Source organism: Pseudomonas sp. GM17, from assembly GCF_000282175.2.
GTDB lineage: Bacteria > Pseudomonadota > Gammaproteobacteria > Pseudomonadales > Pseudomonadaceae > Aquipseudomonas > Aquipseudomonas chlororaphis.
This window is the reverse complement of record NZ_CP124732.1, coordinates 6,420,040-6,434,284: the sequence shown is the minus strand read 5'-3', so window position 1 is coordinate 6,434,284 and position 14,245 is coordinate 6,420,040. Positions and strand designations below refer to the sequence as shown.

Below are 14,245 nucleotides of genomic sequence, written 5' to 3'. Positions count from 1 at the left end.
CGTGAGTGTTACCGCCGTAACTGATGCGTTTCAGCAGTCAGGTCAGACGTTCCAGGCCGACAAATGGGCAGGCGGCGAGCAGATCGCGCAGGTGGCGGCCATCGGCTAGTTGCAGGTCGACGGGGGCCAGTTCGGCCAGGGGATAGAGGACGAAGGCCCGGGCCTGCATATGGTAATGCGGGACCTTGAGCCGCGGCTCATCGATCAGGCGATCGCCGAACAGCAGGATGTCCAGGTCCAGGGTACGTGGCCCCCAGCGTTCGAGACGCTCGCGGCCCTGGCCGTTTTCGATGGCTTGCAGCGCGTCCAGCAGTTCGAGGGGCGCGAGGCTGCTGTCCAGGGCGGCCACGGCGTTGGTGTAACGCGGTTGGCCGGGCAGCAGGGAATCGCTTTGATAGAAGGCCGAGACCCCCGCCAGTTGGCTGTGCGGCAACTGCGCCAGGGCGTCGATCGCGCTGCGCAATTGCTCTGCCGGGGCAGCCAGGTTGCTGCCCATGCCGATGTAGATGCGTTCCATCGGGTTATTCGCCGGAAGCGCTCGGTGCGCCGGCGGTGGCGCGTTTGCGTTTGGCGCCACTGCTGCGGCGACGCTTGCGCGGACCTGTGCCGGCTTCGTCCTTGCCGCTCAGATCGCGAATCATGTCGCGGCGACCGGCTTCGTTGGCGTCCTGATAGTCGGTCCACCATTCGCCCAGGCCATCGGTCTGTTCGCCGGCGCTTTCGCGCAGCAGCAGGAAGTCATAGCCGGCGCGGAACCGCGGGTTGTCCAGCAGTTGATCGGCGCGCTTGCCGCTGCGGCGTGGCAGACGTTCCTGCATGTCCCAGATTTCGCGGATCGGCATGGTGAAGCGTTTTGGAATGGCGATGCGCTGGCACTGTTCGCTGATCAATTCGTGAGCGGCTTCCTGCATCGCCGGAATCGGCGGCATGCCGCGTTCCTGAAGGCGCAGCACGCGAGCCGGCAAGGCAGGCCACAGCAGCGCGGCGAACAGGAAGGCTGGGGTTACCGGCTTGTTCTGCTTGATGCGCAGGTCGGTATTGACCAGGGCTTCGCTGATCAGCGTATGGGTGTAGGTCGGGTTGTACTCCAGTGCCTCGGCGCTGGCCGGGAACAGCGGATCGAACAGTTGCAGGTCGACCAGCATCTCGAAGGTGTCGGCGGCATGGCCGGACAGGAACAGCTTGAGCACTTCCTCGAACAGACGCGCCGAGGGGATTTCCCGCAGCATGGGGGCCAGGTCGCGGATCGGTGTGGCAGTGTGTTTCTCGATGCCGAAATCCAGCTTGGCGGCGAAGCGCACGGCCCGCAGCATGCGTACCGGGTCTTCCTGGTAGCGCTGGCGTGGATCGCCGATCAGGCGGACCAGGTGATTGCGAATGTCGTGCACGCCGTTGGCGTAATCGAGGATGCGTTCGCTGACCGGATCGTAATACAGGGCGTTGATGGTGAAGTCGCGGCGCTGGGCGTCCTCTTCGAGGGTGCCGTACACGTTGTCGCGCAGGATGCGCCCGCTTTCGTTGCGCGCGGATTGGTTGCTGTCTTCCTCTTCATCGTTTTGCGGGTGATTGGCGCGGAAGGTCGCGACCTCGATGATTTCGCGACCGAAGTGGATATGCACCAGCTTGAACCGACGGCCGATGATCCGTGCATTGCGGAATTCGGCCCGCACCTGTTCCGGCGTGGCGCTGGTGGCGACGTCGAAATCCTTGGGGGTGATATTGAGCAACATGTCGCGCACGCAACCGCCGACCAGGTAGGCCTGGTAGCCGGCGTTCTGCAGGCGTTCGACGATGTTCACCGCATAACGGCTGAACTGGGCGCGTTGCAGCGAGTGTTGGCTGCTGTTGAGCACTTCAGGCGTGCTGCGTTTGTGTTGCGTACGACGCAAGGGAGAACGGAATGACTGGAACAACTTCTTCAGCATGGGATGCACTGTTTGAAGGAATGTTCGGCCATAACGAAGAATGACCGCATGATGGGCGGGGATTCTAGCATTTAGTCGGGGGATGGTGTAGGAAGCTGCGGCGAGTCGTGCGCGGGGCTTTGGAACGCGGGTTGGCGGGGCTTTGCGTCAGTAAAGTCGCAATCGCGGAAACCACAAGGGGAGCCGAAGCTCCCCCAGAAGTGTTTGCGTGCTCTATTTTTATTATTGGTTTCGGGCTTTTTGTTTTTGTTTAACGCCCTTGTCACCTGGTTAACCCAGGATGACCCTCCCAATCGGGAGCCAAGAGCAAACGGATTGCTTTGGTCGCTGTGTTGCAATGATCGATGATCCAACCAGTTCAGGCTCTGCCTTAGGGCAGTTTTTGTTGTTCTCGGCCTGGTTGTGGGGCAAGCCCCAATGACAACGCCTCTCCAAAAGAATCAGTTAGCTGCGCCTCCGCCGTGTTGTTTTTATTGTGCGTGAGTCGATTCGTCTTATTTTTATTGTCTTATGCATTGCTTGTTATTGTTCTTGTACCAAACATATAGCAGGTGCCGTGCCAACTTTTGCGAAGCCCAGTAAAACAAGGGGTTAGGCGTGGTGTTGAGGTTTTCGCGGGCGAAAAAAAGCCGGGGCTTCGTTACCTTAAGCCCCGGCTTTTGTTACGTGAAATGACTGAGGTAACAGTTTTTTCACAAGGTCGCGTGTTACCCGCAACCCGTTACCGCCGGACTTCAGCTTTCGCTGGCGACCCCGGTCTTGCGCCGTGGGATGCCCAGGCGCTGGCGGCGTTCCCACAGGCATTTGCGGCTGACGCCCAGTTTGCGCGCCAGTTCGGTTTCGGTCATATGGTCCTGGTGCTCGAGGACGAAATGCTGGAAGTAGTCTTCCAGCGACAGGTCTTCGGTCGGCTCGTGGCTGCTGTTGTTGGCGTTGGCGGCCTGGGGCGCCAGGCCGATGAATTCGTCGTCTTCCAGATCGCTCAGTTCGATATCGATACCCAGCAGCTCGGCGGAGATTTCCGGGCTTTCGCACAGGATGACCGAGCGCTCGACGGCGTTTTCCAGTTCGCGAACGTTACCTGGCCACGAGTAGTGACGAATGGCTTGCTCGGCGTCCGGAGCGAACTTCAGGTCAGTGCGGCCCACGCGCGCGCTTTGACGGGCGAGGAAGGCATTGGCGATTTCGTTGACGTCGGCGCCGCGCTCGCGCAGGGCTGGCAGTTTCAGGGCAATCACGTGCAGGCGGTAATACAGGTCTTCACGGAACTGGCCGATCTTGGCCAGGCTCTTGAGGTCGCGGTGGGTCGCGGCGATCAGGCGCACATCGACCTTCTGCGATTGCACCGAACCGACCCGGCGAATCTCGCCTTCCTGCAGCACACGCAACAGGCGGGCCTGGGCTTCGAGTGGCAGTTCGCCGATTTCGTCGAGGAACAGGGTGCCGCCGTCCGCCGCTTCCACCAAGCCGGCGCGCCCGGCGCTGGCACCGGTGAAGGCGCCTTTTTCATGTCCGAACAGCTCGGACTCGATCAGGGTTTCCGGAATGGCTGCGCAGTTCACCGAGATCATTGGCGCCTTGGCACGCTTGGACAGGTTGTGCAGGGCGCGGGCTACCAGTTCCTTGCCGGTCCCGGACTCACCCTGGATCAGTACATTGGAGTCTGTCGGGGCGACCTTGCGGATCTTGCTGTACAGATCCTGCATCGGTGGGCAGGAACCGATGATGCCGATTTCGCCGTTGCTGGCGCTGGCTTTGTCCGCACCGTTGCCCGGCTTGGCGGCCGGCCGCTCGTTGGGGCTGCTTTGCGCGGTCTGGCGGTCGCGCAGGATGCGCGCCACGGCCTGGAGCATTTCGTCGTGGTCGAAAGGCTTGGCGATGTAGTCCACCGCGCCCATCTTCATCGAGTCGACCGCCGAGCGCAGGCTGGCGTAGCTGGTCATGATCAGCACCGGGGTGCCCTGGCCGAGCTTGATCAGTTCGGTGCCGGGGGCGCCTGGCAGGCGCAGGTCGCTGACGATCAGGTCGAACGTGGGAATGCTGAAACGCTCTTGTGCTTCCTGCACGGAACCGGCTTCGCTGACCTGGTACTGGTTGCGTTCCAGCAGGCGGCGCAAGGCGGAGCGGATAATTGTTTCGTCTTCGACGATCAAAATGTGCGGCATTGATTCGATTCTCTCGACGGTCTCAGTTCACAGCGGACGTCGCTTCGACATGACGCGGTAAAGTCACCCGGATACGGGTGCCGCGTTGGCTTTCGGTGTCAGCCGGGCTGTCGATGGTGATTTGTCCATAATGCTCTTCAACGATGGAATAGACCAGTGCAAGGCCCAGTCCGGTGCCCTCGCCAGGATCCTTGGTGGTGAAGAAGGGTTCGAACAGTCGATCCATGATGCTCGAGGGGATGCCGCTGCCTTCGTCTTCGACGATCAGGTCGATCGTGTGTTCGCTGGCCTCGCTCTTGACCCGTACCGCGCTGCCCGCCGGTGAGGCGTCGCGGGCATTGGATAGCAGGTTGATCAGTACCTGGGCGAGCCGCTGCGGGTCGCCGTCGACCCAGTGGTCCGGATCGCACAGGTTGAAGAATTGCACTTCGAAGTTGCGCCGGTTCAGCGCCAGCAGACCAATGGCGTCCTGCGCCACCTCGGCCAGGCACACGGCTTCGTCGTTGTGCTGGTGGCTGCCGGCGTGGGCGAAGCTCATCAGCGACTGGACGATGCGCGATACGCGCTTGGTCTGCTCGAGGATCTGGCCGCTGATTTCGGTGAGTTCGCCGTCTTCTTCGCGCTCTTCGCGCAGGTTCTGCGCCAGACAGGCGATACCGGTGATCGGGTTGCCGATTTCGTGGGCCACGCCGGCGGCCAGGCGGCCGATGCTGGCAAGTCGTTCGGAATGCACCAGCTTGTCTTCGAGCATCTGGGTTTCGGTCAGGTCTTCCACCAGCAGCACCAGGCCGCTGTTGCCCGGGGCCAGGGGTTCGTCGATGGCGGCCTTGTGCAGGTTCAGCCAGCGGGTCTGGCCGTCGAGGGCCAGGTGCTGTTTATGCAGATGTTCATCGGGGATGTTGATGAAGCCTTGCAGCAGCTCTCTCCAGGGATCGGCGATGGTGCTCAGGCGCGAACCGACCACATGCTGCGCCGGAATGCTGGTGAGCTCTTCCATGGCCTTGTTCCACATGAGGATTTCCTGGTCCTTGGCCAGGGAGCAGACGCCCATCGGCAGCTCCTGCAAGGTCTGGCGGTGGTAGCGGCGCAAGGCGTCGAGCTCGGCGGCCAGGCCGGTCAGGCGCGAGTGGTAGTCCTCGAGCCGGCTTTCGATGAAGTGAATGTCTTCGGTCACATAGTTTTCGCCGCCGGCCTTGTAGGGCAGGAAGGTTTCCACCATGTCCTGGGCCACGCTGGGGCCCATCAGGCCGGACAGGTTGGCCTCGATACGGTCGCGCAAGCGGCGCAGGGCATAGGGGCGGCGTTCGTCGAAGGGCAGGTAGAGGTCGCGCAGCGCCTGCTCGACTTCCTTCTGCGCGGCCTTGGCGCCCAGGGGCTTGGCCAGCTGGGTGGCGAACTCCTGGGGTGAGGCAGCATGCAGTTCGCGACGTTGCGGCCGGCGCACGTTGTCCACCGCGCAGGCTTCGGCGGCGCTGGCTTCTTCGGAGCTGGCGTTGGTGAACAGCGAAATCAGGGTGAACATCAGGACGTTGGCGGCCAGCGAGGCGATAGCCGCCATGTGCCAACTGGTGTCGTCCAGCACGTAGATCATGTTCAGCAGCGGTATATAAAAGCCCTGCAAGTTGCCGATCAGCGGCAGCAACATGGTCACCAGCCACACCAGCGTCCCGGCCATCAGCCCGGCGATGAAGCCGCGCCGGTTGGCAGTCGGCCAGTACAGCACCGAGAGTACGCCGGGGAGGAACTGCAGGGTCGCGACAAAGGCCACGATGCCGAGGTTGGCCAGGTCCTGTTCGGCTCCCAGCAGCAGGTAGAAGGCATAGCCGGCCATGATGATGGCCACGATCAGTGCGCGGCGGGTCCATTTCAGCCAGCGGTAGATGTTGCCTTCGGCCGGTGGCTGATACAGCGGCAGCACCAGATGGTTGAGGGCCATCCCCGACAGCGCCAGGGTGGTGACAATGATCAGGCCGCTGGCGGCGGAAAGCCCACCGATATAGGCCATCAAGGCCAATGCCGGTTTGTTGGCGGCGATGCCGATGCCGAGGGTGAAGTATTCGGGATTGGTGGTGGCGCCCAGTTTCAAGCCGGCCCAGAGGATCAGCGGCACCGCCAGGCTCATCAGCAACAGGAACAGCGGCAGGCCCCAGCTGGCGCTGACCAGCGAGCGCGGGTTGAGGTTCTCGGTGAAAGTCATGTGGTACATGTGCGGCATCACGATCGCCGAGGCGAAGAACACCAGCAGCAGGGTGCGCCAGGGCCCTTCCTGCAATGGCGTGTGCAGGGCGGCGAGGGCGGTCTGGTTCTGCAGCAGCCAGAGTTCCAGCTGTTGCGGCCCATCGAACACACCGTACAGGGCATAGAGGCCGACGCCACCAATGGCGATCAGCTTGATCACCGACTCGAAGGCGATGGCGAACACCAGGCCTTCGTGCTTTTCCCGGGTGGCGATGTGCCGGGAGCCGAAGAAGATGGTGAACAGGGTGATCAGCGCGCAGAAACTCAGGGCCACCCGGTGCTGCACCGGCTCGCGGGTGAGGATACCGATGGAGTCCGCGACTGCCTGGATCTGCAAGGCCAGCAGCGGCAATACCCCGACCAGCATGATCACCGTAGTCAGCGCGCCGGCCCAGGTGCTGCGAAAACGGAAGGCGAACAGGTCGGCCAGCGACGACAGTTGGTAGGTGCGGGTGATTTTCAGGATCGGGTAAAGCAGCACCGGTGCCAGCAGGAAGGCACCGGAAACCCCGAGATAACTGGAAAGAAAACCGTAGCCGTACTGATAGGCCAGGCCGACCGTGCCATAAAAGGCCCAGGCGCTGGCGTAGACCCCGAGGGACAGGGTGTAGGTCAGCGGGTGGCGGATGATCGAGCGCGGGATCATGCCGCGTTCGCTGATCCAGGCCACCCCGAACAGCACCAGCAGGTACGCGGCGCTGATCAGGATCATCTGGGTCAGGCTAAAGCTCATCGGCATCTTTTTGGCTCTGCAGGATGAAGGTCACGACGATCAGGATCAGCCAGAGCAGATACGGGCGATACCAGGCGCCCGTAGCATCGATCCACCAATCCATGATGGCGGGGGAGAACAGATAGATCCCCACTACCAGCAGTAGGACCAAGCGATAGATGTACATCTCGGCCTCTCTTTATTGTGTGCGTGCCCGAAAACGTGCGGCGATGGTAACGGATGGGCGCCAACCTGCAAGGGGCGTCAGCGGATTTGCGCTTCGGGCACGCTCAGTGTGCGTGGGATCAGTAAAGCATCCCAGTGTTCGATGCCCCAACTCAGCACTTCCCGAGGGTTGGCATGGACCATTGCGCTGTCGGTTTTCTGCCCCAGAGCGCGCAGGGCACGCAACAGCAGCGGGGTGGCCTGGTCCGCGGCCAGCGGCGGGGAGCGGTAGGACTTGCCCAGTTTATGCCCATCCGGCTGGGTGATCAGCGGCACATGCAGGTAGCGCGGCTGTGGCAGGCCGAGCAGCTCCTGCAGGTACAGCTGGCGCGGGGTGGAGTCCAGCAGGTCGGCGCCGCGGACGATATCGGTCACCCCTTGCCAGGCGTCGTCGAGCACCACTGCCAGTTGATAGGCGTAGAGGCCGTCGCGGCGGCGGATCACGAAGTCGCCCACATCCCGTCCCAGGTGCTGGCGGAATTCGCCCTGGACCCGATCGGTGAAACGATATTCCAGCTCCGGTACGCGCAAGCGGATGGAGGCATCTTCCTGGCCATGTCCGGCATTGCGGCACAGGCCCGGATAAATGCCATGGTAGGGTTCCAGCTGCTTGCGCGAGCAGGTGCAGGCGTAAGCCAGGCCCTGGTTGAACAGACGGTTGAGGACTTCGGCGTAGGCCGCGTGCCGCTCGCTCTGGCGGACCATTTCGCCGTCCCACTCGAAGCCGTAGCTTTCCAGGGCCTTGAGAATGGCTGCCTGGGCACCGGGCTCTTCCCGGGGGGGATCGAGGTCTTCCATGCGTAACAACCAGCGGCCGCCGACGGCGCGGGCATCGAGGTAGGAGGCCAGGGCGGCGACCAGCGAGCCGAAATGCAGGTGCCCGCTGGGGGTTGGGGCAAAGCGCCCGATGTAGGAAGAGGCGTGAGAGGCAGTCATGGAGAGGATGTTACTTCGTTCGGTCCCAAGGTGACGATGGCGTCTGGCGGATCGCCATCGCGAGTAAGCTCGTTCCTACAGGGGGGAGGCGGCAGAAACAAAAACGGAGCGTTCGCACGCTCCGTTTTTCATTCAAGCCAGCGATTATTTGCCGACTTGTTTTTCCTTGATTTCCGCCAGGGTCTTGCAGTCGACACACATGTCGGCGGTAGGGCGGGCTTCCAGGCGGCGAATACCGATCTCGACGCCGCAGGATTCGCACCAGCCGTATTCTTCGTCTTCGATCAGTTGCAGCGTCTTGTCGATCTTCTTGATCAGCTTGCGCTCACGGTCGCGGGCGCGCAGTTCCAGGCTGAATTCTTCTTCCTGGCTGGCACGGTCGGCCGGATCGGGGAAGTTGGCTGCTTCGTCTTTCATGTGATCAACAGTGCGATCGACTTCCTGCATCAAGTCCTGTTTCCACTTGTTCAGGATCTTGGTGAAGTGCTCGCGCATGGGCTTGCCCATGTACTCTTCGCCTGCGGTTTCAACATAAGGCTCGAAGCCGCTGATCGATTGATTCTGTTGCTTTGCTTGGGTGGGCATGAAATGGACCGCCTCTACTCATGTAATCCATTGCGCAGGATTGCTCCATCACCGACACATGCCGGCCCTGCGACTGCAAGCGGGCGAACTTACCAGATCAAATCGGACGGCGCTACTCCCGGTTGTCGAGCCCGCGTCCCGCGGCGCTTGCAAAGGTCGATGCCGCCTGGCCTGGTCTGTTCGGGGGCCTGGTCAATTAATGATTTTAGCCAAGCCTGGGCCTGGTGTCGGTGTTCTTTAATGGGGTGGATGGCGGGGGCTCAAAGGCTTTGGGCTCTCCCTTGTCCCCGGGGTTGGGTAGAATCGGTTTTTTGCTCACTTCAATGAAGGAAGGCTAATGGCTCAGCCCTACAGTGCGCGCAGCCGCGCTATCGAACCTTTCCACGTGATGGCCCTGCTGGCCCGTGCCAATGAGCTGCAAGCGGCCGGGCACGATGTGATTCACCTGGAAATCGGTGAACCGGACTTCACCACGGCTGAGCCGATCATCAAGGCCGGGCAGGCCGCACTGGAAGCGGGCAGGACCCGCTACACCGCCGCCCGCGGGATTCCCGAGCTGCGCACGGCCATCTCCGGATTCTATCGGCAGCGTTACGGGCTGGACATCGACCCCGAGCGCATCATGATCACTCCCGGTGGTTCCGGTGCGCTGCTGCTGACCAGCAGCTTGCTGGTCGACCCCGGCAAGCACTGGCTGCTGGCGGACCCAGGCTACCCCTGCAACCGGCACTTCCTGCGCCTGGTGGAAGGCGCGGCGCAACTGGTGCCGGTCGGCCCGGACGTGCGTTATCAGCTGACACCGGATCTGGTGGAGCGCTATTGGGATCAGGACAGCGTCGGCGCCCTGGTGGCATCGCCGGCCAACCCCACCGGGACCTTGCTTTTCCGCGACGAACTGGCGGGGCTGTCGGCCGCGGTGAAGGCGCGTAACGGTCATCTGGTGGTGGACGAGATCTACCACGGCCTGACCTACGGCTGCGATGCCGCCAGCGTGCTGGAAGTCGATGACGGCGCCTTTGTCCTTAATAGCTTTTCCAAATATTTCGGCATGACCGGCTGGCGCCTGGGCTGGCTGGTGGCGCCGCAGGCGGCGGTCGGCGAGTTGGAGAAGCTGGCGCAGAACCTCTACATCAGTGCCCCGAGCATGGCCCAGTACGCTGCGCTGGCCTGCTTCGAGCCAGACACCATCAGTATTCTCGAAGAGCGTCGCAACGAGTTTCAGCGGCGCCGCGACTTCCTCCTGCCAGCCCTGCGCGAGTTGGGTTTTGGCATTGCGGTAGAGCCGGAAGGGGCGTTCTACCTGTATGCCGATATCAGCGCATTCGGCGGCGATGCCTTTGCCTTCTGCCGGCATTTCCTCGAGACCGAACACATTGCCTTTACCCCGGGGCTGGATTTCGGTCGCCATCAGGCCGGGCACCATGTCCGGTTCGCCTACACCCAGAGCCTGCCGCGCCTGCAGGAAGCGGTGGAGCGGATTGCCCGTGGCCTGCGGAGCTGGCAAGGCTGATGCGTTTTCATCCCCCCCTCGAAGAAGGTCGCCTGGTCCGTCGTTACAAGCGTTTTCTCGCCGATATCGAGACCATTGGCGGCGAGTTGCTGACCATTCACTGTCCCAACACCGGTTCCATGTTCAATTGCATGGTCGAGGGCGGGCAGGTCTGGTTCAGCCGTTCCAATGACCCCAAGCGCAAATTGCCGGGGACCTGGGAAATCAGCGAAACGCCCCAGGGGCGGCTGGCTTGCGTCAATACGGCGCGGGCTAACACGCTGGTGGAAGAAGCCTTGCACGCCGGGGTGATCGCTGAGTTGAACGGTTTTACCGCCCTCAAGAGGGAAGTGCCCTATGGCCAGGAAAACAGTCGTATCGACTTCCGCCTGGACTATCTGGACGGCCCGGCTTTCGTCGAGGTCAAAAGCGTCACCCTGGGCTTTGACGGCTCCGCGGTCGCGGCCTTTCCGGATGCGGTGACCCAGCGTGGTGCCAAGCATTTGCGGGAATTGGCCTGTCTGGCGCGGGACGGTATTCGCGCGGTGCAGTTGTATTGCGTCAACCTGTCGGGTGTCGAAGCGGTGCGACCGGCCGAAGAGATCGACCCCGGTTATGCCGCGGCGCTGCGCGAGGCAGTGGCGTCCGGGGTCGAGGTACTGGCCTACGGGGTACGCTTGACCGCCGAAGAAGTGTGCATCGACCGTCGTCTGGACGTATTGCTCAACGGCTAAAGCTGAACCCAGATGCCCTGGCTGTCTTCCCGGCAGGGGATGGCCTTCAGGGATTGCCCGGCACAGGGGCCGGCGACGCATTCACCGTTTTCGATCAGAAACAGTGCACCGTGGGTGGCGCACTGAATCAAGCTGGCGCTTTGATCGAGGAACTGATCGGGTTGCCACTCCAGAGCGACCCCGCGATGGGGGCAGCGATTGGTGTAGACGTATACCTGTTGATCGCGGCGCACCGCGAAAAGCGGCCGGCCTTCAAGGTTGAAACCTCGGCTGGAAGCCTCCGGCAGATCGCCGGGGGGGCAAAGAAACTTCATGTCTATCCTCGGTAACCGACGGCTCTGGGCTCAGGCTGTCACAGTTTTCCTGTGGGCGCTTGGTGAAACATGTCTGTGCTTGACGGTCAAATGCAAACAATTATCAAATGGCCGCTTCGCCTGTGGGGCGCTTGCTCATTTCGATGCCTGGGTTGCAGGGCATGTCACATGTACGGCGGCTTCCGTGGGCCCACTCTCTGAAGGAAATACCTTTATGCGTTCGAGTGCCCGCGCAATCGCGCTCTGTGTCGGACTTCTGGCCAGCCATGCCGCTGCGGCGGCCGAGCTACCACAACGCTGGGTGAGCGCCGGCGGCGCCTTGTCCGAATGGGTGAGCGCGCTGGGCGCCGAATCGAAGCTGGTGGGCGTGGACACCACCAGCCAGCATCCCGAATCCCTGAAGAGCCTGCCGAGTATCGGTTATCAGCGTCAGTTGTCGGCGGAAGGCATTCTCAGCCTGCGCCCGCAGATTCTGGTGGGTACCGAAGAGATGGGGCCGCCGCCAGTACTCTCGCAGGTGCGCAGCGCCGGGGTGCAGGTCGAGCTGTTCTCGGCCCAGGCCGACCTGCCGACCCTGCGGGGCAACCTGCAGCATCTGGGCAAGTTGCTGGGTAGCGAAGACAAGGCGACGCAGCTGTTCGAGCAATACCAGCAGCAGTTGGAGCAGCAGCGGGCCTGGGTCGGCCAGGCCCAGAAGAAACAGGCCGCGCCGGGGGTGCTGCTGTTGCTCGGGCATGCGGGTGGCAAACCTCTGATTGCCGGTAAGGACACGGCCGCCGACTGGCTGCTGCAGCAGGCGGGCGGACGCAACCTTGCGACCCATACGGGCTACAAGCCCTTTTCCAATGAGTCGTTGGCCGAACTCAACCCCGAGGTGCTGGTGTTTGCCGATCGCAGCCTGAGTGGTGAGGCGGCCCGCGCCGCGCTGTTCAAGGAGAACCCGATTCTCGCCTCCAGCGGCGCGGCCAAGGCCGGCCGGGTCTTCGAGATTGATCCGACCTTGCTGGTGGGAGGCCTGGGGCCGCGCTTGCCACAGAGCCTGAAAAGGCTGTCGGCCGGTTTCTATCCAGCCGAGTCGAGCCAGGCCAGCACCGCCCAATGACCCCTTTGCTTAAACCCCGTGCGTTGTTCATTGGCCTGAGCCTGCTGTGTCTGTTGGCGATCTGGCTGTCCCTGGCACTCGGGCCGGTCAGCCTGCCGTTGCTCGACACCCTGCGTGCCGCCCTGCGTTTGCTGGGCCTGCCTATTGAGGGGCAGGGGCTGGAGCAGGCTGAACTGATCCTCGGGCAGATTCGCCTGCCACGCACCTTGCTGGGGTTGGCCGTAGGGGGCGTCCTGGCCCTGTCCGGCGTGGCGATGCAAGGGCTGTTTCGCAATCCCCTGGCCGACCCGGGGCTGGTAGGCGTTTCGAGTGGCGCGGCGCTGGGCGCGGCCTTTGCCATCGTCGGTGGCTCGTTGCTGGGTGGCGTGCCGGAAGCGATCGGTCCTTACCTGCTGTCGTTCTGTGCCTTTCTCGGTGGTCTGGTGGTGGCGTGGCTGGTCTACCGCTTGGGGCGGCGCAACGGCCAGACCCATGTGGCGACCATGCTGTTGGCCGGGATCGCGTTGACGGCGCTGGCCAGCTCGGCGGTGGGCCTTTTCACCTACCTGGCCGACGACGCGACCTTGCGCACCCTGACGTTCTGGAACCTGGGCAGTCTCAACGGTGCCAGTTATTCGAGGTTGTGGCCGCTGCTGCTGATCAGCGCGGCCGTGGCATTGTGGCTGCCACGCCGGGCCAAGGCCTTGAATGCCTTGCTGCTGGGGGAGTCTGAAGCCGGTCATCTGGGGATCGATGTCGAACGGCTGAAGCGGGAGTTGGTGTTCTGTACCGCGCTGGGGGTCGGCGCGGCTGTCGCTGCTGCCGGGTTGATCGGCTTTGTCGGGCTGGTGGTGCCCCATCTGGTGCGACTGCTATCGGGGCCTGACCACCGGACCTTGTTGCCGGCGTCGATACTGGCCGGCGCCAGCCTGCTGTTGTTGGCGGATCTGGTGGCGCGCCTGGCGCTGGCGCCTGCGGAGCTGCCCATCGGCATCGTGACTGCTTTCATCGGGGCGCCATTCTTTCTGTTTTTGTTATTGCGAGGGCGCGCCTGATGCTGCGAGCGGAAAATCTGGCGGTGCGCCGTGGCAGGAAAACCGTGCTGGAAGGGATCGACCTCGAGCTCAAGCCCGGTGAAGTGCTGGGAGTGCTAGGGCCCAATGGCGCGGGCAAAAGCACCTTGCTGGCGGCCTTGTGCGGCGAGCTGAAACCCGATCAGGGTCAGGTCTGGCTGGATCAGCGTGAGCTCTCCAGGTGGGACGGCGGGCAAAAGGCGCAAAGGCTGGCGGTGTTGCCGCAAAGTTCGACGCTCGAGTTCGCCTTCCGGGTCGAAGAGGTCGTCGGCCTGGGGCGCCTGCCTTATCAAAGCGGCCGGGCGCGGGATGACGAGATCGTCCTGCAGGCCCTGCAAGCGGCGGATGCCGGGCACCTGCACGGTCGCAGCTATGTGGCCTTGTCGGGCGGCGAACGTCAGCGCGTGCACCTGGCCCGGGTGTTGGCGCAGCTGTGGCCGGGCGCGGTCGGTCAGACCCTGTTGCTCGATGAGCCGACCTCGGCCCTCGATCCCTTGCATCAACATGTCACGTTGCAGGCCATCCGCGAATTTGCCGATCGTGGGGTCGCGGTCCTGGTGATCCTGCATGATCTGAACCTCGCCGCGCGATATTGTGATCGCCTGTTGCTGCTCGAAGGCGGGCGGCCCCACTCGCTGGACAGTCCGGCGCAGGTGCTGCGGCCCGAACCGCTCAAGGCGGTGTTCGGACTGGAGGTGTTGGTGCAGGCGCATCCCGAGCGCGGCCACCCTTTGATCATCGCCCGCTGAGGCGATTCGCGGAGACGCC

Annotated in this window: 13 protein-coding genes; 5 read left to right on the top strand and 8 right to left on the bottom strand. The window is 62.9% G+C overall.

Translation table 11 applies throughout. The features are described from left to right. Positions 1–37 precede the first annotated feature (37 nt). The 7 genes from folK to dksA all read right to left on the bottom strand — a co-directional run bounded on the left by folK (position 38) and on the right by dksA (position 8,786). Positions 38–517, bottom strand: a complete 480-nt coding sequence (gene folK / locus PMI20_RS28850; protein ID WP_007924656.1) for a 2-amino-4-hydroxy-6-hydroxymethyldihydropteridine diphosphokinase — start codon at positions 515–517, stop codon at positions 38–40. A gap of 4 nt (positions 518–521) precedes the next feature. Then, a complete protein-coding gene (locus PMI20_RS28845; RefSeq protein WP_007924654.1) occupies positions 522–1,925 on the bottom strand; it encodes a polynucleotide adenylyltransferase PcnB in 1,404 nt (467 codons plus the stop codon). 734 nt (positions 1,926–2,659) lie between these two features. After that, on the bottom strand, positions 2,660–4,090 hold the full coding sequence (locus PMI20_RS28840) for a sigma-54-dependent transcriptional regulator (protein WP_007924652.1): 1,431 nt from the start codon (positions 4,088–4,090) through the stop codon (positions 2,660–2,662). Between the two features lie 22 nt (positions 4,091–4,112). Then, a complete protein-coding gene (locus tag PMI20_RS28835; protein WP_007924650.1) occupies positions 4,113–7,067 on the bottom strand; it encodes a sensor histidine kinase in 2,955 nt (984 codons plus the stop codon). Beyond that, on the bottom strand, positions 7,051–7,227 hold the full coding sequence (locus tag PMI20_RS28830; RefSeq protein ID WP_003176118.1) for a hypothetical protein: 177 nt from the start codon (positions 7,225–7,227) through the stop codon (positions 7,051–7,053). Before PMI20_RS28830 ends, PMI20_RS28835 begins: the two co-directional genes overlap by 17 nt. Before the next feature lie 77 nt (positions 7,228–7,304). After that, positions 7,305–8,201: a tRNA glutamyl-Q(34) synthetase GluQRS gene (gene gluQRS / locus PMI20_RS28825; protein WP_007924647.1), complete on the bottom strand. Its 897-nt coding sequence runs from the start codon at positions 8,199–8,201 to the stop codon at positions 7,305–7,307. A gap of 144 nt (positions 8,202–8,345) precedes the next feature. After that, positions 8,346–8,786, bottom strand: a complete 441-nt coding sequence (gene dksA / locus PMI20_RS28820) for an RNA polymerase-binding protein DksA (RefSeq protein WP_007924645.1) — start codon at positions 8,784–8,786, stop codon at positions 8,346–8,348. A 337-nt stretch (positions 8,787–9,123) separates the two neighbouring features. Between dksA and PMI20_RS28815 the strand changes: the two genes are divergently transcribed. Together PMI20_RS28815 and sfsA are read left to right on the top strand one after the other, a co-directional pair. Further along, a complete protein-coding gene (locus PMI20_RS28815; RefSeq protein WP_007924644.1) occupies positions 9,124–10,296 on the top strand; it encodes a pyridoxal phosphate-dependent aminotransferase in 1,173 nt (390 codons plus the stop codon). Next, positions 10,296–11,009: a DNA/RNA nuclease SfsA gene (gene sfsA, locus PMI20_RS28810; protein WP_007924643.1), complete on the top strand. Its 714-nt coding sequence runs from the start codon at positions 10,296–10,298 to the stop codon at positions 11,007–11,009. The genes PMI20_RS28815 and sfsA overlap by 1 nt, the downstream gene beginning before the upstream one ends. Here sfsA and PMI20_RS28805 read toward each other — a convergent pair. Then, the gene (locus PMI20_RS28805) at positions 11,006–11,323 is read right to left on the bottom strand and encodes a Rieske (2Fe-2S) protein (RefSeq protein ID WP_007924642.1); all 318 of its coding nucleotides are present in this window, start codon (positions 11,321–11,323) and stop codon (positions 11,006–11,008) included. The two genes, sfsA and PMI20_RS28805, sit on opposite strands and share 4 nt — an antisense overlap. A 214-nt stretch (positions 11,324–11,537) precedes the next feature. On the opposite strand from PMI20_RS28805, the gene PMI20_RS28800 reads away from it, so the two are divergent. From PMI20_RS28800 to PMI20_RS28790, 3 genes are read left to right on the top strand one after another with little or no spacing between them, the layout of a single operon-like run. Beyond that, a complete protein-coding gene (locus PMI20_RS28800; RefSeq protein WP_007924641.1) occupies positions 11,538–12,425 on the top strand; it encodes a heme/hemin ABC transporter substrate-binding protein in 888 nt (295 codons plus the stop codon). 50 nt (positions 12,426–12,475) lie between these two features. Continuing rightward, positions 12,476–13,459, top strand: a complete 984-nt coding sequence (locus tag PMI20_RS28795) for a FecCD family ABC transporter permease (protein WP_177323787.1) — start codon at positions 12,476–12,478, stop codon at positions 13,457–13,459. Then, complete coding sequence (locus PMI20_RS28790) at positions 13,459–14,226, top strand: heme ABC transporter ATP-binding protein (protein WP_007924639.1); 768 nt, start codon at positions 13,459–13,461, stop codon at positions 14,224–14,226. The genes PMI20_RS28795 and PMI20_RS28790 overlap by 1 nt, the downstream gene beginning before the upstream one ends. The last annotated feature ends 19 nt before the right edge of the window (positions 14,227–14,245 follow it).